The organism is Streptococcus cristatus (assembly GCF_003943535.1).
Taxonomy (GTDB): domain Bacteria; phylum Bacillota; class Bacilli; order Lactobacillales; family Streptococcaceae; genus Streptococcus; species Streptococcus cristatus_L.
The window spans coordinates 1-21,630 of the sequence record NZ_RJPU01000012.1 but is presented as its reverse complement, the minus strand read 5'-3'; the positions used below and the strand labels follow the sequence as shown (position 1 = coordinate 21,630).

The 21,630-nt window shown below is 43.6% G+C and carries 18 protein-coding genes and 1 other RNA gene; 3 read left to right on the top strand and 16 right to left on the bottom strand.

Features of this window, described 5'->3' with window-relative positions:
* Window positions 1-9: 9 nt before the first annotated feature.
* The 4 genes from D8790_RS10185 to D8790_RS10170 form a co-directional block, all read right to left on the bottom strand.
* The gene (locus D8790_RS10185) at window positions 10-1,164 is read right to left on the bottom strand and encodes a THUMP domain-containing class I SAM-dependent RNA methyltransferase (protein ID WP_125388498.1); all 1,155 of its coding nucleotides are present in this window, start codon (window positions 1,162-1,164) and stop codon (window positions 10-12) included.
* Window positions 1,165-1,360: 196 nt separating this feature from the next.
* Window positions 1,361-1,729: RNase P RNA component class B (rnpB, locus tag D8790_RS10180), an RNA gene on the bottom strand.
* 14 nt (window positions 1,730-1,743) lie between these two features.
* The gene (gpsB, locus tag D8790_RS10175; protein ID WP_125388497.1) at window positions 1,744-2,088 is read right to left on the bottom strand and encodes a cell division regulator GpsB; all 345 of its coding nucleotides are present in this window, start codon (window positions 2,086-2,088) and stop codon (window positions 1,744-1,746) included.
* Window positions 2,089-2,159: 71 nt separating this feature from the next.
* Window positions 2,160-2,687: an SLOG family protein gene (locus D8790_RS10170; protein ID WP_125388496.1), complete on the bottom strand. Its 528-nt coding sequence runs from the start codon at window positions 2,685-2,687 to the stop codon at window positions 2,160-2,162.
* A 67-nt stretch (window positions 2,688-2,754) separates the two neighbouring features.
* On the opposite strand from D8790_RS10170, the gene recU reads away from it, so the two are divergent.
* Together recU and pbp1a are read left to right on the top strand one after the other, a co-directional pair.
* Window positions 2,755-3,360 carry a Holliday junction resolvase RecU gene (gene recU / locus D8790_RS10165; protein ID WP_125388495.1) on the top strand — a complete coding sequence of 202 codons (606 nt, stop codon included), beginning with the start codon at window positions 2,755-2,757 and terminating at the stop codon, window positions 3,358-3,360.
* Window positions 3,353-5,509 (top strand): penicillin-binding protein PBP1A, encoded by a 2,157-nt coding sequence (gene pbp1a / locus D8790_RS10160; RefSeq protein ID WP_125388494.1) that lies wholly within the window; start codon window positions 3,353-3,355, stop codon window positions 5,507-5,509. Before recU ends, pbp1a begins: the two co-directional genes overlap by 8 nt.
* A gap of 80 nt (window positions 5,510-5,589) precedes the next feature.
* Here the strand turns inward: pbp1a and pepC are convergent, their stop codons facing one another.
* The 10 genes from pepC to secA all read right to left on the bottom strand — a co-directional run bounded on the left by pepC (window position 5,590) and on the right by secA (window position 18,527).
* On the bottom strand, window positions 5,590-6,936 hold the full coding sequence (pepC, locus tag D8790_RS10155) for an aminopeptidase C (protein WP_125388493.1): 1,347 nt from the start codon (window positions 6,934-6,936) through the stop codon (window positions 5,590-5,592).
* Window positions 6,937-7,018: 82 nt separating this feature from the next.
* Window positions 7,019-7,573, bottom strand: a complete 555-nt coding sequence (locus D8790_RS10150; protein ID WP_125388492.1) for a GNAT family N-acetyltransferase — start codon at window positions 7,571-7,573, stop codon at window positions 7,019-7,021.
* Window positions 7,574-7,620: 47 nt separating this feature from the next.
* Complete coding sequence (nadE, locus tag D8790_RS10145; protein WP_125388491.1) at window positions 7,621-8,445, bottom strand: NAD(+) synthase; 825 nt, start codon at window positions 8,443-8,445, stop codon at window positions 7,621-7,623.
* Window positions 8,442-9,902 (bottom strand): nicotinate phosphoribosyltransferase, encoded by a 1,461-nt coding sequence (locus D8790_RS10140; RefSeq protein ID WP_125388490.1) that lies wholly within the window; start codon window positions 9,900-9,902, stop codon window positions 8,442-8,444. The genes nadE and D8790_RS10140 overlap by 4 nt, the downstream gene beginning before the upstream one ends.
* Window positions 9,903-10,216: 314 nt before the next feature.
* The gene (gene recG, locus D8790_RS10135; RefSeq protein WP_125388489.1) at window positions 10,217-12,232 is read right to left on the bottom strand and encodes an ATP-dependent DNA helicase RecG; all 2,016 of its coding nucleotides are present in this window, start codon (window positions 12,230-12,232) and stop codon (window positions 10,217-10,219) included.
* 31 nt (window positions 12,233-12,263) lie between these two features.
* Window positions 12,264-13,370, bottom strand: a complete 1,107-nt coding sequence (alr, locus tag D8790_RS10130; RefSeq protein ID WP_125388488.1) for an alanine racemase — start codon at window positions 13,368-13,370, stop codon at window positions 12,264-12,266.
* Window positions 13,360-13,722, bottom strand: a complete 363-nt coding sequence (gene acpS, locus D8790_RS10125) for a holo-ACP synthase (RefSeq protein WP_185761942.1) — start codon at window positions 13,720-13,722, stop codon at window positions 13,360-13,362. The genes alr and acpS overlap by 11 nt, the downstream gene beginning before the upstream one ends.
* Before the next feature lie 198 nt (window positions 13,723-13,920).
* Window positions 13,921-14,958 (bottom strand): 3-deoxy-7-phosphoheptulonate synthase, encoded by a 1,038-nt coding sequence (locus D8790_RS10120; RefSeq protein WP_125388486.1) that lies wholly within the window; start codon window positions 14,956-14,958, stop codon window positions 13,921-13,923.
* A 1-nt stretch (window position 14,959) separates the two neighbouring features.
* On the bottom strand, window positions 14,960-15,991 hold the full coding sequence (locus tag D8790_RS10115; RefSeq protein WP_125388485.1) for a 3-deoxy-7-phosphoheptulonate synthase: 1,032 nt from the start codon (window positions 15,989-15,991) through the stop codon (window positions 14,960-14,962).
* A gap of 16 nt (window positions 15,992-16,007) precedes the next feature.
* A complete protein-coding gene (gene secA / locus D8790_RS10110) occupies window positions 16,008-18,527 on the bottom strand; it encodes a preprotein translocase subunit SecA (RefSeq protein ID WP_125388484.1) in 2,520 nt (839 codons plus the stop codon).
* 229 nt (window positions 18,528-18,756) lie between these two features.
* On the opposite strand from secA, the gene queG reads away from it, so the two are divergent.
* Window positions 18,757-19,881 (top strand): tRNA epoxyqueuosine(34) reductase QueG, encoded by a 1,125-nt coding sequence (gene queG, locus D8790_RS10105; RefSeq protein ID WP_125388483.1) that lies wholly within the window; start codon window positions 18,757-18,759, stop codon window positions 19,879-19,881.
* A 78-nt stretch (window positions 19,882-19,959) separates the two neighbouring features.
* Here queG and D8790_RS10100 read toward each other — a convergent pair whose 3' ends face one another.
* Both D8790_RS10100 and D8790_RS10095 read right to left on the bottom strand, forming a co-directional pair.
* Window positions 19,960-20,676: a YebC/PmpR family DNA-binding transcriptional regulator gene (locus D8790_RS10100; RefSeq protein WP_125388482.1), complete on the bottom strand. Its 717-nt coding sequence runs from the start codon at window positions 20,674-20,676 to the stop codon at window positions 19,960-19,962.
* A 424-nt stretch (window positions 20,677-21,100) separates the two neighbouring features.
* Window positions 21,101-21,598: a mucin-binding protein gene (locus D8790_RS10095; protein ID WP_446677478.1), complete on the bottom strand. Its 498-nt coding sequence runs from the start codon at window positions 21,596-21,598 to the stop codon at window positions 21,101-21,103.
* Between the last annotated feature and the right edge of the window lie 32 nt (window positions 21,599-21,630).

The following is a 21,630-nucleotide window of genomic DNA, read 5'->3' as shown; positions in this document are numbered from 1 at the left end:
ATTTCCTTTCTAATCTAGTTGTCTTTTGACCCTTTGGCCAAAGTATTGATATAAATCAACTTTTAAAGTACCATTGTAAAGTTTTCGCTTTTTATCCGCCTGACTGCCATATTTGACTTCAAAGGCCTCATCACTGGTCAAGATAAATTTACTCCATGTTTTCAAAGGAGCAAAGGTTTCTCCCATTTCTTGATAGAGCTTGGTCACCGCATCATCGTCCAACAAACGCTCACCATAAGGCGGATTGGAAATAATGACGCCATTGATCTTGTCCGTATGAAGGTCTTGCAGACGCATTTGCTTAAATTGAATCTGGTCAGCAACACCCGCTTCTTCCGCATTTTTCTTGGCAATCTCTACCAAACGGGCATCCAAGTCAGAACCTGAAATATCCAGCTGAATATCTTGGTCAATCTGAGCTAGGGCCTCTGCCCTAAGCCGACGTACCAAGTCCTTGTTTACCCAATTCCAGTCTTCAAAAGCAAAGGAACGGTGTAAACCTGGCGCCATCTTCATCCCAATCATAGCCGCTTCGATACAGAAAGTTCCTGATCCGCAAGTCGGGTCAATCAAGGGTTTGTCTGGATACCAATTTGACAAAAGTAAAATCGCGGCTGCCATATTTTCCTTGATTGGCGCTCCGCCTTTTTCTGTCCGATAGCCACGTTTGAACAAGCTAGATCCACTGGTATCAATCATGACCGTCACAAGGTCTTTTAAAATGGAAACTTCAATCTTAAACTCTGCTCCATTTTCCTGCAGGGGAACCCCTTCTGGACGAGCATAATGCTTTTGCAGTTTTTTCACAACTGCTTTTTTTGAAATGGCTTGAACACTGGGCTCATTATGCAGTTTTGACTTGACGCATTTGGCTTTAGAAATGGGAAATTTGGCACCTAAGGATAGATAATTTTCCCAATCCAAGGCAAATACACCTTGAAAAAGCTCTTCAAATGTTTTGGCTGGAAATGTTCCCACAACAATCTTAATCCGATCTGCGGAGCGTAGCCAGAGATTAGTTTGAATAATAGTTTTGATATCGCCGTTAAAGCGAACACGGCCATTTTCAACCTGACAATCTAGACCCAAATCTCGGATTTCACGGCCGACCACAGCTTCCAGACCTGCTGCTGCAGTAGCAATTAAATTAAATCTTTCTTTCATTCTTTCTTACTCTATCAATTTCTGATTGGCTATACTCTAAAAGCTGGCCTCAGCTAGAAAACAGAATACTCTTACTTGACGATCCTCTTGAGAAAAGCCTTACTTTCCTCATTTTATCCCTTCAGCTTACTTCTGTCTAAGGGGCTCTATATCTTAATCAAAAAGCTAGCATACGCTAGCTAACCTATGTGCAATTTTCTATAAGCCATGTTTTGTTCCAGAAATGACTAGGTACCATCTCCTTCGATAATCATCTGTCTACTGTTTCCAGTCAGAATGCTATGTTCGTTTCCACGCATTCCGTGCCCCGACCAAAGTTTGGGTTGCTAGCTTGAGGGGTTTACCGCGTTCCACTTCTTCTGTTTCCAGAAGAACTACGTCACTGTGGCACTTTCAGACCTATTCAGGCCTATCTAAAAGACTTAGCCTTTTCAGTCGCCGTAACGGATTGCTCCGTCCCTAGGCTTATTGTTTCGCCTAGCACAAACACTACCAGCATCACAGCCGGTGCTAGCATGGACTTTCCTCATGAAAATATCAAATCTTCACGCGATTATCCAAAAATTGCACTCTGCAACATTATTGCTCTTCGCTGTCCAGAATCTGTTTGCCAAAAACTTCCTTTTCCAAACGGCTTAAGCGTTTCAAAATATCGAAGTTAGTCGCTGTTCCCATCTGTGGCATCTCAATTGTTGGTTGAGCTGGCTGACTAGGCGTCGAAGGAGTAGTAGTTGCTTGATTCGATACTTGTTCCTTCAGAAGGGTAATCTCCTCACGTAACTCCTTTACCAAAGCTGCATAAGTTTCATAATCCTTAATCACATCATCCAAAAACTCATCCACTTCAGCCTTGCTATATCCTCGCACCTCACGCTTAAAGTCTTGATCAAAAATATCCTTTGCTGTATAAACAATACTCGCCATGCTCTCACTCCAATCTAGTTTATCATATCCAATTATATACGAAATCACCTATAAAAAGCAAGATTTATACCCTACTTTTCCGAAAAAATTTCTGCAACCTCATTCAGATCATCAAATGTTAATTTTTTGATAAAATACTGTTCTTGATTCTTCATCTCCCTGTAAAGATACCTAAGATTGGTTTCATTTTCTTCATCGTAAAACAGGTAAGCACCATCCGTATTTTGAAGCAGAAATTGATTGTACTCACGAAACTGACTCGGATTTTGATAGCTAGGATAAGCATATTTGACAAAATCTACTTGTTTAAAATTTGCTAGTTTAGCCTGATTTCCTTCGTTCCAATTTTTTCCCTGATCCTCAAAAAGAAAAATCGTCGCAATCTTGAAATTATAATCTTCTCTTAATTCCTGAGCGACTTCCAAAACCCAAGTTTCAAAACCTAGATTTCCCGTGAAGATAAGCCACTCCAATCCTTCATCCAGCAGGCGCTGCAAATCCCGTCTGACCGCTTCTTTGATGATCTTGATGCGCATGTCTTTCTCATTCATAATGCCAAGTTCAAAAGCCTTGTAACCTACAATTAATAGACTTGTCATTTATTCTCCCTCAAAAAATATTTTTATGATATAATAGAGTGATGTTATTGTACCAATAAGGAGTTTTATGGTCAACTACCCTCACAAGCTAAAGATAAAAAGTAAACTAGCCCATCCAGGTTCAAAGACGGCTGTTAACTTTGCCAATCGTGGGATGTCTTTTGAGAAGATGATCAACGAATCCAACAACTACTATTTGAGTAGGGGGCTCGCTGTCATTCATAAGAAGCCGACACCCATTCAGATTGTCAAAGTGGATTATCCTCAACGCAGTCGTGCAAAGATTGTGGAGGCCTATTTTCGACAGGCATCCACGACTGATTATTCTGGTGTCTTTAAGGGACATTATATTGATTTTGAAGCCAAGGAAACACGGCAAAAAACAGCCATGCCTCTGAAGAATTTCCATCTACACCAGATTGAACATATGGAGGCTGTCCTTCAGCAAAAAGGAATCTGCTTTGTCTTACTGCACTTCTCTAGCTTGCGGGAGACTTATCTACTTCCGGCATCTTATCTCATTACATTTTATAAGATGGATAAAGGTGGAAAATCCCTTCCTTTGTCTTACATTCAAGAACATGGATTTTTAATCGAAACAAAGCAATTTCCAAGCATCCCTTACCTTGAAATTATCGAACAAAAACTACTAGGTGGTATCTCAAATGAATAAACAAACCCTTTTGCAGGCCTTAAAATATCTTGCAACTGCCCTCTTATCTCTCTTTATCATTGGAGTTGTGACTGGCGTTCTTGTCTTCACATACTATGTCGCCAAGTCTCCTACCCTTTCTGAGAAGGATCTTGTCGCAACAACTTCAAGTAAGATCTACGATAGCGATAACAATCTGATTGCGGACCTCGGTTCTGAAAAGCGTGTCAATGCGTCAACAGACCAGATCCCTACACAGCTAGTAGATGCTATCGTTGCGATTGAGGATCACCGCTTCTTTAATCACCGTGGGGTTGATTTCATTCGGATAGGGGGAGCCTTCCTAAGCAATCTGAAAGGAGGCGGACGTCAAGGGGGATCTACCTTAACCCAGCAGTTGATCAAATTGACTTATTTCTCCACTTCCTCAGCGGATGCTACCCTTTCTCGGAAAATCCAAGAAGCATGGCTGGCAACTCAACTTGAGCGAAAGGCTACCAAGCAAGAAATCCTGACCTACTATGTCAATAAAGTCTATATGTCCAATGGAAATTACGGGATGCAAACAGCTTCCCAAAGTTACTATGGCAAAGATTTGAAAGATTTGACCCTTCCTCAGATTGCCCTGCTTGCAGGAATGCCTCAGGCTCCTAACCAATATGACCCTTACACAAATCCAGAAGCTGCCACTCAGCGTCGGAATCTCGTATTATCTGAAATGTATGAACTCAAGTACATCTCACCAGAACAATACGAACAAGCTATCAATACCCCAGTAACCGACGGCTTACAGAGCTTGAAAAATTCAGCTAGCTATCCTGCCTATATGGATAACTACTTAAAAGAAGTTATTGAGCAAGTCGAAGAAGAAACTGGCTACAATGTCCTTACGACTGGTATGGAAGTTTATACCAACGTTAATACCGAAGCACAGAAAAAATTGTGGGATATTTACAACACGGAAGAATATGTTGCTTATCCAGATGATGAACTGCAAGTGGCATCAACCGTTATGGATGTTACCAACGGGAAAGTCATTGCCCAACTGGGTGCTCGCCATCAGTCTTCCAACGTTTCTTTTGGTACCAACCAAGCAGTCGAAACAAATCGCGACTGGGGTTCTACCATGAAACCAATCACTGATTATGCCCCAGCCTTGGAATACAATGTTTTCACTTCCACTGCTGCCTCAATCCAAGATGCTCCTTACTATTTCCCTGGAACATCTACTCCTGTCTATAACTGGGATAAACGCTATTATGGCTGGATTACTATCCAATACGCTATTCAAGAATCCCGTAACGTACCAGCCGTTAAATCGCTGGAAGCAGTCGGATTAGATAATTCATTGAAGTTCCTCAATGGCCTTGGTATTAATTATCCTGAAATGCATTATTCTAATGCGATTTCAAGTAATACAAGCGAATCTGGTAACCAATACGGAGCAAGCAGTGAAAAAATGGCTGCTGCCTACGCTGCCTTTGCTAATGGCGGTACATATTACAAACCACAATATGTAAACCGAGTTGTCTTTAGCGACGGTACAGAAAAAGTCTTTTCAAATGGCGGTTCAAAAGCTATGAAAGAGACGACAGCCTACATGATGACCGACATGATGAAGACCGTTCTTCAGTCTGGAACTGGTACTAATGCTGCAATTCCAGGAGTCTATCAAGCAGGTAAAACTGGTACTTCCAACTATGCAGATGATGAGCTAGAGAAGTTGACAAAACCTTACTACAGTTCTAGCATTGTCACACCAGACGAGCTATTTGTTGGCTACACTCCACAGTACTCTATGGCTGTTTGGACTGGTTACTCAAATCGCCTCACTCCTGTTTTAGATGATGGAGTTAAGGTGGCAACCGATGTTTACCGCTCTATGATGTTCTATCTGACAGGCAATAGCAATGAAGACTGGACACCACCAAGCGGACTTTTCCGTAGCGGATCCTATCTCTATCTCAATGGTACTTCTACTTACAGCCGCGCTTATACCCAATCATCTTCAAGCTCTACTTCTGAGTCAAGCTCAGAATCTTCAAGTCAAAGTACGAGTGAATCTAGCGAAGAACATAGTAGTACCAACTCTAGTTCCCAAACAAGTTCAACAAGTTCTGGAACAACCAGCAGCTTAACTAGTTCTAACCAAGGAGCTGAACATCGATAAACCAAAAAAGATTGGATTTCTAAAATCCAATCTTTTTTATGTTTAACTAGATAAATAGCCTTCTGAACTTGCTCATCCTATCAAATCATTTCGCCATTAGCAAGAGCTCCCATTGGATCCCACGGTGCTAGGACAATTGGCTCAGCATTGTAGGCTGCCAACTCTTCTGGAGTCAAGAATTCTTTTCTGACTACGATTTGGTAAGTGTACTCATCCATCCAAGCGTCGCTGGCGACAAAGTAGCCCTTATCTCCAACCTTTTCGCCCCAAGAATTTTCTACCTTCCATTTTTTAGCTTGACCCTTTTCATCCAAGTCTACTCCAACCAGTACCATGGCATGAGTCATGAGGCTTTCGCTGTAATCAAGACGACCTGCTTTATCTTGGGTCAACTGGATATCCATGCTAGAGGTTAAATCATGCATACCTGCTTCCATGATACCAGCCTTGCGATTGCTGGACTGACCCACATCAGAGCCAAACCAAACGGTCTCACCAGCCTGCATCTGAGCAATAGCCAATTCCTTGAGACGTTTCATTTCTACATTCAAATAGCGAACAGGTTTACTACCGACTACGTTGCCCAACATCTCGACTGTGTAAGACTTGCCATAAGGTTTATCGGCTGTTGGCGCATTGATAATTGACACATAGTCATCCAGCTTGAGGTCTACATATTTTTGGTAAAAGGCCTGCGGAGTCAAATCAGCTTCCCTATGGTAATTACCGTCCTTATCTCGATATGCAAAATCAAACTTCCGAGGTGGCAAGCCCAACGACATCGCTAAGAAGTTGAAAATTTCCTGTAACAAAGCTTCTTTCTTAGCTTGTAGCGTAGCCTCATCTGTACCATTCAGGGCCAGCTCACGCAAGATTTGCGCATCCTGACGCAAGAGTTTATTGAGCAACTGATTGAGCTCACGGCTATTGCTGGATGAAATTGACTCTGGATAGACTGACTTAGGCACGACGCCGTATTTCTCAAAAAGCGCCACGACCATATCCCACTGACCGCCATCCTGCTGAGGTGTATCTAGGAGGAACTTGACCTTGCGGCTAGTCAATTCTTGGTCAGTCGTTGCCAAAACCTGCTCTAAGAACCAGTTGGATTTTTCATATTTATCCCAAAAGAAGGTATGAGCCTGAGACAGCTCAAAATCCTCCAGCTGGAAGCCCGCAATCATCTTGTGACGGAAAGTATTGAGAGCTGCAAACATCCAGCAGCGGCCAGATGCCTTTTGATCACTGACCTTATCTTTGGTGAGATCCAGTGAGAAAACAGGTGCATTTTCTACAGCAGCAGTCCGTTTTTCTAAAGAAGTCAAAAGACCATTGTGGCTAATAGCATTTTCCATTGCCGCATACTTGGGATTGGCCTCATAAGCAGCGTACAACTTATCTGTAAAATCTTGTTTTAATGAATTCATAGAATCCTCCTTGTCATTATACATCTATTATAGAACTTTAAAAAAAGAGCGCAAGTAAAAAAGTTAGGCAAGCCTAACTTTTTTATTTTAAATCTGATTTTAAGATCCCATAGACGGAAAAATCTTTGACTTGTCCTTTATGAAATACAGCCTGCCGAAAAGTACCTTCGTAGCTCATGCCAGCTTTAGTCATAACACGCCCCGAAGCTGGATTGGCTGTTACAAATCTTGCTGTGACACGATTGAATCCTGCGTCTTGCAAGAGGTAGTTCAAAACAGCTTTCAAAGCTTCTGTCATCAGCCCCTGCCCCCAATAGTCTTTACTTAGAATATAACCGACCTCGCAAGCATTAACCGTATCATCTCTATCCACCACGCTGATGTCCCCAATGACAGAATCAGGATTTTCTTTTAGGCAGATAGCCCACTTGTAAAAATCCAAGTTTTGATAATTCTCAACCCAGCGAGCAATAGACTGTTGGGTAACATCAGGACTCTCATGAGCATCCCAAGTCACATGCAGCAAATTGTCCGGACGAGAAGCCCAATTGTCATACATAGCCTGGGCATCCGATTCCAGAAAAGGTCTTAGCAAAAGACGTTTGGTTTCAATAGACTGTGTACCTGTCTTTTTCATAGCTTCCTCGTTTCTTAGCTCAGACTAAAAAGTTGCGATCGAGATTCTCACTTCCAAAATTCATCAAAAATTGTAATCGGCAAATGGCGTTTGTGCTGGCCTTTGTGCCACCAAGATTCGATAGTGGCTTGGGCTTGGGCTGAAACAGACTTGCCTTCGAGATAGTCGTCAATTTCATTATAGGTCACTCCTAGAGCGACTTCATCGGCAATCCCCGGTTTTTCCTCTTCCAGGTCAGCCGTCGGCACCTTTTCATAGAGAGCCGGATCTGCTCCTAAGGCAGCCAAAAGTTGCTTACCTTGACGTTTATTGAGACGGTAAAGTGGTAAAATATCTGCTCCGCCATCCCCAAACTTGGTGAAAAAGGCCGTGACATTTTCTGCTGCGTGGTCGGTCCCAATGACAGCCCCACTGTATGAACCAGCCAAAGCATACTGTGCAATCATGCGGCTACGCGCTTTGATATTGCCCTTGTTAAAATCAGAGACTTTGGCACCTGTCGCCTCCACTGCAGCTGTCATGGCATCAGCGGATTCCTTGATATTGACTGTCAGACTGACATCAGGTTGGATGAAAGCCAGAGCCTTTTGGGCATCGTCTTCATCTGCTTGAACGCCGTAAGGCAGGCGAACAGCGATAAAGCGATAGCCATCATCTCCAGTCTCAGCCCGCATTTCTTCTACAGCCAGCTGAGCCAAGCGGCCAGCCAAGGTTGAATCCTGACCACCAGAAATTCCCAAAACATAACTTTTCAAAAAAGGATGCTTCCTCAGATAGGCCTTGAGAAAGTCCACCGATTTGCGGATTTCTTCCTCTGGATCAATGACTGGTTTGACGCCTAGTTGGCGGATGATTTCTTCTTGTAGGCTCATTTTTCTGCTCCTGTCTGGTAGGCTTTCTTACGCATCTGGTCAATCAAGTCCATCTTGTCCTGCCAAATATCACGCGCCAAATCGACAGGATAATCTTGTGGATTGAGGACCCGCTTGTATTCGTCCCAGAGTTTGTCAAATTCTTGGCGGGCATAGTCCTGAATTTCAGACAGACTCGGCAACTCGTAGACAAGCTGACCTTCTTTATAAATATCTACTAAGAGCGGCACCGCATCGAAATTCTTGACTGTTTTATTGATATAAGTATAAGTCGGATGGAACATCTCCAGCTCTGCCAGATGGGTGACATCTACACCATCATAAGTGATGTAGTCGCCCTCAGACTTGCCTTTTTCACGGCTGGTAATCCGCCAAACCTGCTTCTTGCCCGGAGTCGAAACTTTTTCAGCATTGTTAGAGAGCTTGATGGTGTTGCGCAAGTGCCCATTCTCATCTTCAATCGCTACAATTTTGTAAACGGCACCCAGAGCTGGCTGATCGTAAGCAGTAATCAGCTTGGTTCCCACACCCCAGACATCAATCTTAGCCTTTTGCATTTTTAAGTTGAGGATGGTATTCTCATCCAAATCATTGGAAGCGTAGATTTTAGCATTTGGGAAGCCCGCTTCATCTAACTGCTGGCGAACTTTTTTAGAAATATAGGCCAAGTCTCCAGAGTCGATCCGCACACCCAAGAAATTGATTTTATCACCAAATTCACGCGCTACACGGATGGCCGTTGGAACCCCGATCCGAAGAGTATCGTAGGTGTCTACCAAGAACACACAGTCCCGATGAGTGCTTGCATAAGCCTTGAAAGCCTCGTAATCATTGCCATAAACCTGCACAAGTGCATGGGCATGCGTTCCCAGAACGGGAATATCAAAGAGCTTGCCTGCCCGAACATTGCTGGTACCGTTGGCTCCACCGATAACAGCTGCCCGCGTACCCCAAATCGCCGCATCCATTTCCTGAGCACGACGAGTACCAAACTCCATCAATGGCTCATCTTCGATCACAGAGCGGATGCGAGCTGCCTTGGTCGCAATCAAGGTTTGGAAATTCACGATATTCAAAATCGCTGTTTCCACCAACTGACATTGTGCCAACGGCCCTTCGACCTGAACAATCGGCTCATTGGCAAAAACTAAATCTCCCTCTTTAGCAGAACGCACGGTCAGCTGCATCTTGAAATCGCGTAAGTACTCTAAGAAAGCTCCATTATAGCCCAAAGACGCTAAATAGTCCAAATCCGTCTGACTGAATGTCAAATCATTCAGATAAGCCACAATCCTCTCTAAGCCCGCAAAAACGGCATAGCCATTATTAAAAGGATTCTTGCGGAAATAAACTTCAAAAACAGCACGCTTATTATGGATACCTTCGTTGAAATAAACCTGCATCATATTGATTTGATATAAGTCTGTATGTAAAGTCAAACTGTCATCTGGAAACATAATTGAACTCCTTTTATCATAGTTATTCTATATTATAACATAAATTGCAAGAAAGCCTTGATTCAATAGCAAAATACCTCCAGAATTTCTTCCGGAGGTATCTTGTTTTATCTTTCACTTGGGAATATTAGATTCCATAAGTCTTGTTCACGCGGCGCATCTGTTTGAATTCTTTTTTATAGGTTACTTTAACTGCTACTTTCATTTTTGCCACCTCGTTTCTTTTGATGCTTTTATTATAGGCCTCAAAGCTTAAGGAAGGCTTAGAATTTTCTTGCAGAAAGCTTAAACCAATAAATCCAAACTTTATCTGGCTAATCCAGAAAATCGCGTTTTTCAAGATGCAGGGATACCAGGTGCCAATTGGCATCCTGCCGCCAGCTAGGATTGGCAACGATTTGACTAGCTACCTTGCGCGCTTCTTCCAAAATGGGATAATCCTCCACGATGTCCGCCACCTGAAACTCTGGAATACCAGACTGGCGGGTCCCAAAAATTTCACCAGAACCACGCATTTTGAGGTCTTCCTCAGCCAGAACAAAGCCATCTGTCGTCTCAGTCATGATTTTCATGCGTTTCTTCCCAGACTCTGTCTTGGGATTGGCAACTAGAACGGCATACGATTGCTTATTTCCCCGACCAACTCGGCCCCGCAGCTGATGAAGCTGGCTGAGTCCGAAGCGGTCAGCATCCATGATAACCATGATGGTCGCATTCGGAACATTGACGCCGACTTCAATAACTGTAGTTGACACTAAAATATCCGTTTTCCCATCCTTGAAGTCCTGCATAATGGCTTCTTTTTCGTCATTTTTCATGCGGCCGTGGAGGAGAGCCACTTGAGCCTGATTGGCAAAGTAGGCCTTGAGTTCTTCCTCTAGAGCAATCGCATTTTTTAAATCCAAAGCCTCCGATTCCTCAATCAAGGGAGAAATAAAGTAGACTTGGGCACCCTTGGCCAGCTCTTTTTTCATCCAGTCCAAAACCACTTCCAACTGCTCGTGCTTGACCCAGCGAGTGATAATAGGCTTGCGACCAGCTGGCATCTGGTCAATGATGGAGACATCCATATCGCCAAAAGCGGTAATGGCCAAAGTCCGAGGAATGGGCGTGGCTGTCATCATGAGAACGTCTGGATTATTTCCCTTTTCCCGCAAAATCCGACGCTGGTCCACCCCAAAACGATGTTGCTCATCAATAATGACCAGGCCCAATCGATGATAGACCACCCCTTCCTGAATCAAGGCATGGGTGCCGACCACCATATCCACTTTCCCCGACTCTATAGCAGCCAAAGTCTCTCTGCGTTCAGCAGCTTTCATACTACCAGTTAGGAGGGCTAAATTCAGTTCAGGAAAGAGCTGAGTCAGACTATCCAAATGCTGCTCAGCCAAAATCTCTGTCGGAACCATCAAAGCCGACTGGTAACCTGCCGTATAGGCGGCATACATGGCCAAACCAGCCACAACGGTCTTACCACTACCAACATCTCCCTGCAGGAGGCGGTTCATGTGGGCAGGCGATTGCAAATCACTAAGAATTTCTTCCAGACTCCGCTCCTGAGCTTCCGTCAAAGAAAATGGCAATGCAGCTTTTTTTTGAGCCAGCATTTTTTCCTGCCAAGGGATAGCCAGTCCCTGACTGACATCCTTGGTCTCATGCTTCAGAACCTGCAGCTGCATCTGAAAATAAAAAAGTTCTTCAAACTTGACCCGACGCAAGGCCTGCTTATATTCTGCCAAATCCCTAGGAAAGTGCATGGCACGCACTGCTTGAGTGCGCCCCAAAAGCTGGTAGCGCTCCAGAAGGACAGGAGGAAGATTTTCCTCCAATAACTGATCCAGACCTTGGTCAAAGGCCACCTTAATCAGCTTGACTAGACTGGCCTGACTAATCCCTTGGGCAACTCGATAAACTGGCTGCAAGTCGTCTTCAACCTGAGCTAACACCTTCATCCCCGTTAGACTAGCCTTTGCTTTATCCCATTTACCAAAAATAGCCACCGTCGCTCCCAGTTCGATCTTATCTGCTAGATAAGGCTGGTTGAAAAAGTTGACTGCAATCGCGACTTCTCCCTGCTTGATCGTGAAACGCAGGCGATTGCGCTTGTAGCCATAGTACTGGACATTAGCTGGAGTCGCGACGATCCCAGAAATAACTGCCTTTTCTCCATCTTCCAAGTCAAGGACATTCTTGCTCTTAAAATCCTCATAGCGAAAAGGAAAATAGAGCAGGAGATCCTGCAGGCTCTCAAGGCCTAGTTTTTTAAATTTTTCAGCCGATTTTGGCCCCACTCCTGGCAGAGCCGTCAAAGCCTGGTGCAGATTCATCCTGTCTCCTTTCCTTCTTCTTGATTGTCTTTTACTTTTTATACTCTCTCGGTACCCTGTCGCTGATTAAGCAGACCACTTCATAATTGATCGTGCCACGCTTTTCCGCCACATCCGTTGCTGTGATAAGCTCAGCTCCACTCTGACCAATCAAGACCACCTTCGTTCCCAAAGGGTAGACTCGAGGCAGACGTACCGTGATCTGATCCATAGAAACCCGACCGACAATGGGACAGCGATGACCATCGATCAAGACATCAAAGCCCTTCATGTCGCGGGTCCAGCCATCAGCGTAACCCAAAGGAATGGTTCCAATGATTTGCTGGCTATCACTGGTATAGGTCGCCCCATAACCGACATGCGCACCCGCTTGAATTTCTTTGACGTGAACCAGAGCAGATTCTAAGCTCAAAGCTGGTTTGACCTCATAAGGCAGGTCCAGCACTCGTCCGCTAGGATTCAATCCGTAAATAATATCGCCCAGCCGAACAGCATTCATAATCGTTTCACTATGCCAAAGAGTTGTTGCAGAGTTACTAGCATGCACAACTGGCGGCAAGAAAGCTAACTCACTCAAAATCTCTTTAAAACGATTTAATTGGGCTACAAAATGACTTGTATCTAATTCATCTGCAGTTGCAAAATGAGTGAAAATTCCTTCTACCACAGCACCTGCTGCTTGCAGGCGACTAATTGCCTGCTGGGCTTCTTGACTATCACGAAAACCAATGCGTCCCATACCTGAATCAATCTTGATATGGACGGTCAAGCCTGTCAGATCAGCTTGCTGGCTCAAGAGCTCCTCCATCCAAGCTAGGCTAGCCACTGTCAGGGTAATCTGCTGCTGGATCGCTAAAGGCACAGCCTCCAATGAAGAAACACCCAAAATAAGAATGGATTTAGCAATGCCAGCTTCTCGTAGTTCGAGGGCTTCGTCAATATTGGACACGCAAAAACCATCTATAAGCGGCTGAATATACTGAGAGACAGGAACCGCACCATGTCCATAAGCATTGGCCTTGACTACTGCCCACTTCTGGACCGACTGGGGAATATGAGCCGCAATTTGCTCAATATTAAATGCAATAGCAGACAGGTCTATGACTGCTTTAGTGGGTCTATGTAGACTAGCTTTCATTGTCTTCCTCCAAAATCACACTGGCGGTCACCAGATTTCCAGCATGACTGATTGATAGCCATACCGAACCAGCAAAGGGGGACTTGCTAAAATAAGGCGCCCCCTTATCATCATTTAAAATTTCCAAATCTTGAAAAGTCACAGGGCCAATACCGGTCCCCCAAGCCTTGGCAAAGGCTTCTTTAGCTGACCAGCGACCGGCCAAATATTCCAGCTTGCGCTTGCCCTTTAAGGAGCCAAACCGAGCCAACTCCTGAGCTGTCAAGATTTTCTCAGCAAAACGCTTATTCTTCTCGTAGGCCCGACCAATGCTGGAAATCTCTTCTATATCTATTCCGTGTCCTCTTATCATACTTCTATCAAGAATACAAAGCAAGACCCTTCTCCCAAGGAGATTGAAAGAAAATCTAATTTCGACAAGGCAAACCGATGAAAATGACACTGAAATGCATCAAAGAGGTTTAACATCATCAAAATTAGATTTTCGTAGAGTATGAGCTTGCCTATATTCATTAGTAGACTTCTAGCAAAGCCTCCTAATCCTTTCTATTTAAGCTTCTTTTTCTAAGGTTTCATAGATTTCCTGAACGAGTTCTTCTGTCTTATCCCAGCCCAAGCAAGGATCGGTAATGGACTTACCAAAGACTTCTGGCTCATTCTGGCGACCATCCTCCAAATAGGATTCAATCATGAAACCACGCACAGCCTTCTTGATCTGCTCATTCCAAGCACAGTTGATCAGAGTCTGACGGATAATCCGGATCTGCTCCAAATACTGCTTTCCAGAATTATCATGATTGGTATCAATCAGGATGAAAGGATTGGACAGCTTCATTTCTTCATAGCGTTTGATCACATCCAGAAGATTTTCGTAATAGAAGTTAGGCTTGTTCTTACCGTACTCATCTAAAGCACCACGCAAAATCACATGCGCCAGGGGATTGCCTAGAGTTTCCACTTCTTGGCCATGATAGAGGAAGATTTGCTTATTTTGAGCAGCATAGACAGCATTAAACATGACTCCAAGATTGCCAGATGTTGGATTTTTCATACCGACCGGCGCATCAATACCAGACGCTACAAAGCGATGTTCTTGGTCCTCAACCGAACGAGCACCTACGGCATGGTAACTGACCAAATCATCTACCAGCACTAGATTAGAAGGATAGAGCATTTCATCAGCAGTGGTCAAGCCTGTCTCAGTAATAACTCGATAATGAAGCTGGCGCACTGCCTTCAGTCCATTGATCAAGCTTGGACTTTTTGAAGTATCTGGCTGGTGAACGAGCCCCTTATAGCCGTCCCCATTGGTCCGAGGCTTGGCAGTATAGACTCGCATGACGATAAAAATCTTATCCGCTACTTTCTGCTGGAGGTCGGCCAACCGGCGAGCATATTCCAGTACCGCCTCTTCATTGTCAGATGAGCAGGGGCCAATAACCAAGAGCAAGCGTTGATCTTCCCCCTTGATGATGGCGGCCAATTCCTGATCACGCTGATTTTTCTTTTGTAGAGCTTGGTCTGACAAAATCGTTGCAGACTTGATCTGCTCGATGTCAATTTCCTGACCTTTTTCTATAAATGCCATATTATTTACCTAGTGTGTCGTATATCTCATGGACAAGCTCGACTGTCTTGTCCCAGCCTAGGCATGGATCTGTGATAGATTTGCCAAAGACTTCTGGTTCATTTTGTCGACCGTCTTCCAAGTAAGATTCAATCATAAAGCCACGAACAACCTTCTTGATTTTATCATTCCAGTCGCGGTTGATCAAAGTCTGGCGGACAATACGGACTTGCTCCAAATACTGCTTGCCAGAGTTGTCATGGTTGGTATCAATGATGATAAATGGATTTTCTAATCCCATTGCTTCATACTGGGCGATTGTGTCCAGCAGATTATCATAATAGTAGTTCGGAATGTTCTTCCCATATTCATTGATGGCACCGCGCAGAATCGCATGGGCCAAAGGATTTCCACTCGTCTCTACTTCCCGATTGGCAAAGAGGAAACTCTGTTTGTTTTGAGCCGCATAAATGCCATTAAACATGACATTTAGATTGCCAGATGTAGGATTTTTCAAACCAGTAGGAAAATCCGCTCCACTGGCTACAAAGCGGTGCTGCTGATCTTCAACAGAACGAGCACCGATCGCCATATAGGAAATCAAATCATCTACTAGGGGAAGATTTTCTGGATAAAGCATCTCGTCAGCCGTCGTCATTCCAGTTTCTGAAATCACGCGATAATGCAGATTGCGAACCGCCTTAATACCGTTGATTAGGCTAGGTGCCGCTGTCGCATTAGGCTGGTGAATCAAGCCCTTGTAGCCATCACCATTGGTCCGTGGCTTGGCTGTGTAGACCCGCATGACCATAAAGATCCGATTTTTAACCTCTTCCTGAAGAGCTGCCAAACGCTTGGCGTATTCCAAGACAGCTTCTTCATTGTCTGAGGAGCAAGGGCCGATGACCAAAAGGATGCGATCATCCTCACCACGGATAATGGCTTCTAGTTGTCGATCCCGCTCTAGCTTATGAGCTAGAATAGAACCTTCTAGCTTAGCAAGCTGACGCACTTCTGCTACATTGATTGGTTGACTAGTTGCTTTAAAGGTCATCTTCTCTCCTTATAAACTACTTCTTGCGACCATGACAGTTTTTAAATTTCTTTCCTGAACCACATGGACATAAATCATTTCTTTTTACAGAGGATAAATCAACATTTTTTGGAAGATTTGGATTTTGGGCAGCAATATTTCGAGTAGCTGTCGTGCTGATAGTGTGCTCTGTACGTGGACGTTCTTGCTCATGGATCTGTGCTTTCATCATGAGACGAGTCACATCAAACTCGATAGAGCCGATCATATCATTAAACATTCGGAAACCTTCTGCCTGATATTCAACAACTGGGTTGTTCTGCGCATAGCCGCGAAGTCCCACAGCCTGACGCAATTGATCCAAGGCGTCGATATGATCTGTCCATTTGTTATCTACAACGCGTAGAATCAGCACTTTTTGGAACTCTTGAACTGCTTCTTCATCACGAAGTTTAGAAACCTGATTGGCATAAACTTCAGAAGCTCGTTCCATCAAGTAATCTTTAATCTCTTGATTCGATTTACCTTCTAAATCATCAGCTGAGATAGAATCCTCTGCTACAAGATTATATTTAGCAAAATTCAGAATCGCTTCTATCTTTTCTTCATGATCTGAATGGCTGCTGCCATCTACAATCCGATTAATCGTCCGACGGATCATGGCATGAATTTCTGGAGCCAAATCACGGTCTGCTGTGATGACATCATAGCGTTGAGAATAGATAATTTCACGTTGTTCGCGCATGACATCGTCATATTGGAGGACTTGCTTCCGAGTATCGTAGTTATTTCCTTCAACCCGTTTTTGGGCTGCTTCCACCTGACGCGTTAGCATCCGAGACTTGATGACGGATTCTTCTTCGCTCAGATTCATCCGGTCTAGCACGGCCTTAATGCGCTCTGAACCAAAGCGTTTCATCAAATCATCTTCGAGAGATAGGTAGAATTGTGATTCACCTGGATCCCCTTGACGACCTGAACGTCCACGAAGCTGGTTATCAATCCGGCGGCTTTCATGGCGCTCTGTACCAATAACACAAAGTCCACCCAATTCACGCACACCTTCACCTAGCTTGATATCTGTACCACGTCCAGCCATGTTAGTCGCGATGGTAATAGCACCACGTTGACCAGCATTCATAATAATCTGTGCTTCTTTATAGTGGTTTTTAGCATTCAGAACTTCATGAGGAATTCCTGCAGCCACCAATTTTTGAGAAAGATAGTCACTCGTGTCAACCGATACTGTACCGACCAAGACAGGCTGGCCTGTTTTGTAGCGTTCCTTGACGTCTTCCACGACTGCTTTAAACTTCGCTTCCAAGCTAGGATACAACAAATCTGGATGGTCAATACGTTGGACAGGACGGTTCGTTGGAATTGGAATTACACGAATATTATAAATTTCGCGGAATTCTTCTTCTTCTGTTTTACCAGTCCCTGTCATCCCTGACAGCTTTTTATACATACGGAAAAGATTCTGGTAAGTAATCGAAGCAGATGTCTTTGATTCTTCTTGGATAGGCACAGCTTCTTTTGCTTCAATCGCTTGGTGGAGTCCATCAGAGAAACGACGGCCCTCCATTGTACGCCCTGTAAATTGGTCAACGATGAGGATTTCCTGCTTTTCGCTCACGACATAATCCACATCTAAGGTCATAATATAGTTAGCACGCAAGGCATTGTCGATAAAGTGCGTTAAAGCAACATTCTCAAGATCGTATAGATTTTCTAAGTTAAAGTAACTTTCAGCCTTGTCAATACCAGAATCTGACAAACCAATCGTCTTAGATGGGATATCAATGATATAGTCATCTTTTTGAAGTGTTTTCACAAAGCTATCCGCTCTGTAATAAAGCTGATTCGTATCAGAAGCTGTCGGTCCTGACACGATCAATGGCGTACGCGCTTCGTCAATCAAGATAGAATCCACCTCGTCAACCAAGGCATAGTTAAGCGGACGTTGCACCATATTTTCAGCCCGAACCACCATGTTATCACGCAGGTAGTCAAAACCAATTTCAGAGTTGGTTGAGTAGGTGATATCACAAGCATAAGCTTCTCTTTTTTCCATTGGCGACTTAGATGCTAGGTTGATACCAACAGAAAGTCCCAACCAAGAATAAAGTTCACCCATCTCAGTCGCATCACGCTCTGACAAGTATTCATTGACTGTAACAACGTGAACTCCTTGGCCAGATAAGGCATTTAGGTATACTGGCATAGTCGCTGTCAGGGTTTTTCCTTCCCCCGTACGCATTTCTGGCACATCACCATGGTGAAGGACAATCCCCCCCATAATCTGAACCTTATATGGGAAAAGACCTAAGACACGCTTAGCTCCTTCACGGACAACCGCAAATGCTTCAAACAAAAGTTGATCTAAAGTTTCACCATTAGCATAACGTTCCTTAAATTCAACCGTTTTTGCTTGCAATTCTTCATCAGTCAAGGCTGCCATTTCGTCCTCATAGGACATGACCTTGTCCGCCATCTTTTCTAATTTTCTTATTTCACCTTTATCATTTTCGATGATTTTTTTTAAAATATTAGCCATTTTATTCCTTACTCGCTATGTTCTGTTTATAAATGTTTCCTCTCATTATAGCATGTTTCCCCATATCTTTCAAGAAATAATCCATTTAGCAATTGGCTTGAAAGGCTGTCGTTTCTCAATTTACACGCCTAACTGCCTAACTCTTCTTGCACTCAAATTTGCTAAATAATCATGGTTTTCACGAAGTAGTTTCTCGCATAATTCTCCTAATTTCGATATAATAATAGCAATGAATATCAAAGAAGAAATTATCAAATTATCCAAAGAAATTGGCATTTCTAAAATTGGCTTTACGACAGCAGATGACTTTGACTATCTGGAAAAGTCGCTGCGCTTGGCCGTAGAAGAAGGTCGAAATTCAGGATTTGAGCATAAGAATATTGAGGAACGAATCAAGCCTAAGCTGAGTCTAGCCTCAGCCAAGACCATCATCTCTATCGCAGTCGCCTATCCCCACAAGCTCAAACAGCAGCCGCAAAAAACAGCCTACAAGCGAGGGAAATTCACTCCCAACAGCTGGGGGCTGGATTACCACTATGTCCTACAGGACAAGCTAGATAGGCTTGCAAAGGGAATTGAGGAGTTGACTGCCAACTTTGAATATAAAGGCATGGTGGATACAGGAGCCTTGGTCGACACCGCTGTAGCCCGGCGAGCAGGAATAGGCTTTATCGGAAAGAACGGCTTGGTTATCTCCAAGGAATTTGGTTCCTACATGTTTTTGGGTGAGCTCATTACCAATCTGGACATCGAACCTGACCAACCTATCGACTATGACTGTGGAAACTGCAACCGCTGCCTGACAGCCTGTCCTACCTCCTGCCTCATTGGCGATGGAACAATGAACGCCAAACGCTGTCTATCCTTTCAGACCCAAGACAAGGGCGTCATGGATCTGGAATTTCGAAAGAAAATCAAGACAGTCATCTATGGTTGCGATATCTGCCAAATCTGCTGTCCCTATAATAAAGGCTTGGACAATCCTCTTGCAACAGAGATTGACCCCGATCTAGCTCATCCCGAGCTCCTTCCTTTCTTGGAACTTTCTAATGGTCAATTTAAGGAAAAATTCGGCCATATAGCAGGTAGCTGGCGGGGCAAAAACATCCTGCAGCGCAATGCCATCATTGCTCTAGCCAACGCCAATGATCGCTCTGCCATTCCCAAACTGCTAGAAATTATTGACAAGGGGCAAAATCCTATCCATATCGCTACGGCCATCTGGGCTCTCAGTCAGCTAGTACGCGAAGCCAGTCCTGAAATGATTGAGATGATTCTTGCTGTGAAAAATCCCACAGAAGCTATCAAAGAGGAACAGGAACAATTCCTAAAAAAATTTCACCTAACTAACTAAAAATAAATACAGTCTAATTTAGAAACTGCCTTAGAACGCAACTTATACTAAATCAGACTGTATTTTTATGTTATTCAATTAGAAGCCATCTACGTTGGTGTAGATTTTTTGGACATCTTCATCGTCTTCAAGGACGCTATACAATTTTTCGAAGGTTTCTAAATCTTCTCCTGTTAATTCCACTTCAGACTGAGGAATCATTTCCAGCTCTGTCACTTGGAATTCTTGGATACCAGATTCACGCAAAGCTACGATTGCTTTATGTAGATCAGTTGGTGCTGTATAAACTGTGATGCTTCCATCTTCTGCTTCCACATCATCCACATCTACATCTGCTTCTAAAAGCAATTCAAAGATACTGTCTGCATCATCCCCGGCAAAAACGATGACACCTTTATTATCAAAAAGATAAGATACAGAGCCACTAGCACCCATGTTCCCGCCATTTTTACCAAAGGCTGCACGAACATTGGCTGCAGTCCGGTTGACATTCGAAGTCAAGGTATCAACAATCAGCATAGAACCATTTGGTCCAAAGCCTTCATAACGGCCTTCTGTAAAGGTTTCATCCGTATTTCCCTTAGCCTTGTCAATCGCCTTGTCAATAACATGCTTTGGTACTTGCGCTTGCTTAGCACGATCAATAACAAACTTAAGGGCTGTATTTGACTCAGGATCTGGGTCGCCTTTTTTCGCTGCTACATAGATTTCTACACCGAATTTAGCATAAACTTTTGAGTTTGCGCCATCTTTAGCTGTTTTCTTAGCTACAATATTGGCCCACTTACGTCCCATTGGAATTTCTCCTTTAACTATTCTACATTTTTAATCTTCCTTATTATAACACAGGAAAGACGAAAAATCATCCAACAAAAACAGGAAAGTCCCCAATTCCCTAAAATTATCTGCTGAAGTACGAACTAAAGATAGAAAAAATTAGAGTACTAGTTCCTTATACCTTTTAAAATACCGAGATCAGTCATTACATTCTCTCAATAGCAAAACGAATGATGCTAATAAATTTGAGGTGATATCCCTATCATTATCATTCTCCAGTGAATCTCCTATTTTACTAGGATCTTCTCTCATTTTTTACTACCAAAGTTTGCTAATCAAATAAATAAAAAATCGATAACTTCGTAAAGAAGTTATCGATTTTTGCGAGCTGTTAACTAATCGTCTACAACTCTTCAATGATTACTATCCAAGCTGTGAAGAATTAATCTTCTTCTTTCAATCTTGGTTTAATCAAGCTGACACCTGCGAGTGTTGCAACAATTCCTAAACCAAGCACTGCTGCTGAAGATGATTTCTCACCTGTATTTGGCAGAGCAGTAGTTCCAGGAACTTTCGGTTCCACTGGCTTGTTCGGTACTTGTTTATTTGGTACCGGAGCTGGAGTTGGTGGAACAGGTGTCGGTGTAGGTGGAACTTCTACCTTCTTGTAAGTTACGACTTCATCNGCTGGTTTAGCTGAGTCTGCTGTAACCTTCACATCTACTACGCTAGCTTTATCTGCTACGTAACCCTTGATGTCTGGTGAAGTTTGTCCCTTGATCACGTCATCTTGTGATGTCCATGGGCCTTTTTCTACGATCGCTTTCGTTACGACGTTGATCTTCAGAATACGCGTGAATTTAGCGCTGTCTGTGAAGCTTGGTGCTGCTTCTTTACCATCTTCGTATACGTACTTGATCGTACGGCTCAATTCCTTCACAGCTTCTTGTTGAGCTGACTTGATCTTGTCAT

Excerpts from the sequence above, each read along its gene's own strand:
- D8790_RS10185 (WP_125388498.1), bottom strand. The coding sequence starts at position 1,164 with ATGAAAGAAAGATTTAATTTAATTGCTACTGCAGCAGCAGGTCTGGAA.
- gpsB (WP_125388497.1), bottom strand. The coding sequence starts at position 2,088 with ATGGCGAGTATTGTTTATACAGCAAAGGATATTTTTGATCAAGACTTT.
- D8790_RS10170 (WP_125388496.1), bottom strand. The coding sequence starts at position 2,687 with ATGACAAGTCTATTAATTGTAGGTTACAAGGCTTTTGAACTTGGCATT.
- recU (WP_125388495.1), top strand. The coding sequence starts at position 2,755 with ATGGTCAACTACCCTCACAAGCTAAAGATAAAAAGTAAACTAGCCCAT.
- pbp1a (WP_125388494.1), top strand. The coding sequence starts at position 3,353 with ATGAATAAACAAACCCTTTTGCAGGCCTTAAAATATCTTGCAACTGCC.
- pepC (WP_125388493.1), bottom strand. The coding sequence starts at position 6,936 with ATGAATTCATTAAAACAAGATTTTACAGATAAGTTGTACGCTGCTTAT.
- D8790_RS10150 (WP_125388492.1), bottom strand. The coding sequence starts at position 7,573 with ATGAAAAAGACAGGTACACAGTCTATTGAAACCAAACGTCTTTTGCTA.
- nadE (WP_125388491.1), bottom strand. The coding sequence starts at position 8,445 with ATGAGCCTACAAGAAGAAATCATCCGCCAACTAGGCGTCAAACCAGTC.
- D8790_RS10140 (WP_125388490.1), bottom strand. The coding sequence starts at position 9,902 with ATGTTTCCAGATGACAGTTTGACTTTACATACAGACTTATATCAAATC.
- recG (WP_125388489.1), bottom strand. The coding sequence starts at position 12,232 with ATGAATCTGCACCAGGCTTTGACGGCTCTGCCAGGAGTGGGGCCAAAA.
- alr (WP_125388488.1), bottom strand. The coding sequence starts at position 13,370 with ATGAAAGCTAGTCTACATAGACCCACTAAAGCAGTCATAGACCTGTCT.
- acpS (WP_185761942.1), bottom strand. The coding sequence starts at position 13,722 with ATGATAAGAGGACACGGAATAGATATAGAAGAGATTTCCAGCATTGGT.
- D8790_RS10120 (WP_125388486.1), bottom strand. The coding sequence starts at position 14,958 with ATGGCATTTATAGAAAAAGGTCAGGAAATTGACATCGAGCAGATCAAG.
- D8790_RS10115 (WP_125388485.1), bottom strand. The coding sequence starts at position 15,991 with ATGACCTTTAAAGCAACTAGTCAACCAATCAATGTAGCAGAAGTGCGT.
- secA (WP_125388484.1), bottom strand. The coding sequence starts at position 18,527 with ATGGCTAATATTTTAAAAAAAATCATCGAAAATGATAAAGGTGAAATA.
- queG (WP_125388483.1), top strand. The coding sequence starts at position 18,757 with ATGAATATCAAAGAAGAAATTATCAAATTATCCAAAGAAATTGGCATT.
- D8790_RS10100 (WP_125388482.1), bottom strand. The coding sequence starts at position 20,676 with ATGGGACGTAAGTGGGCCAATATTGTAGCTAAGAAAACAGCTAAAGAT.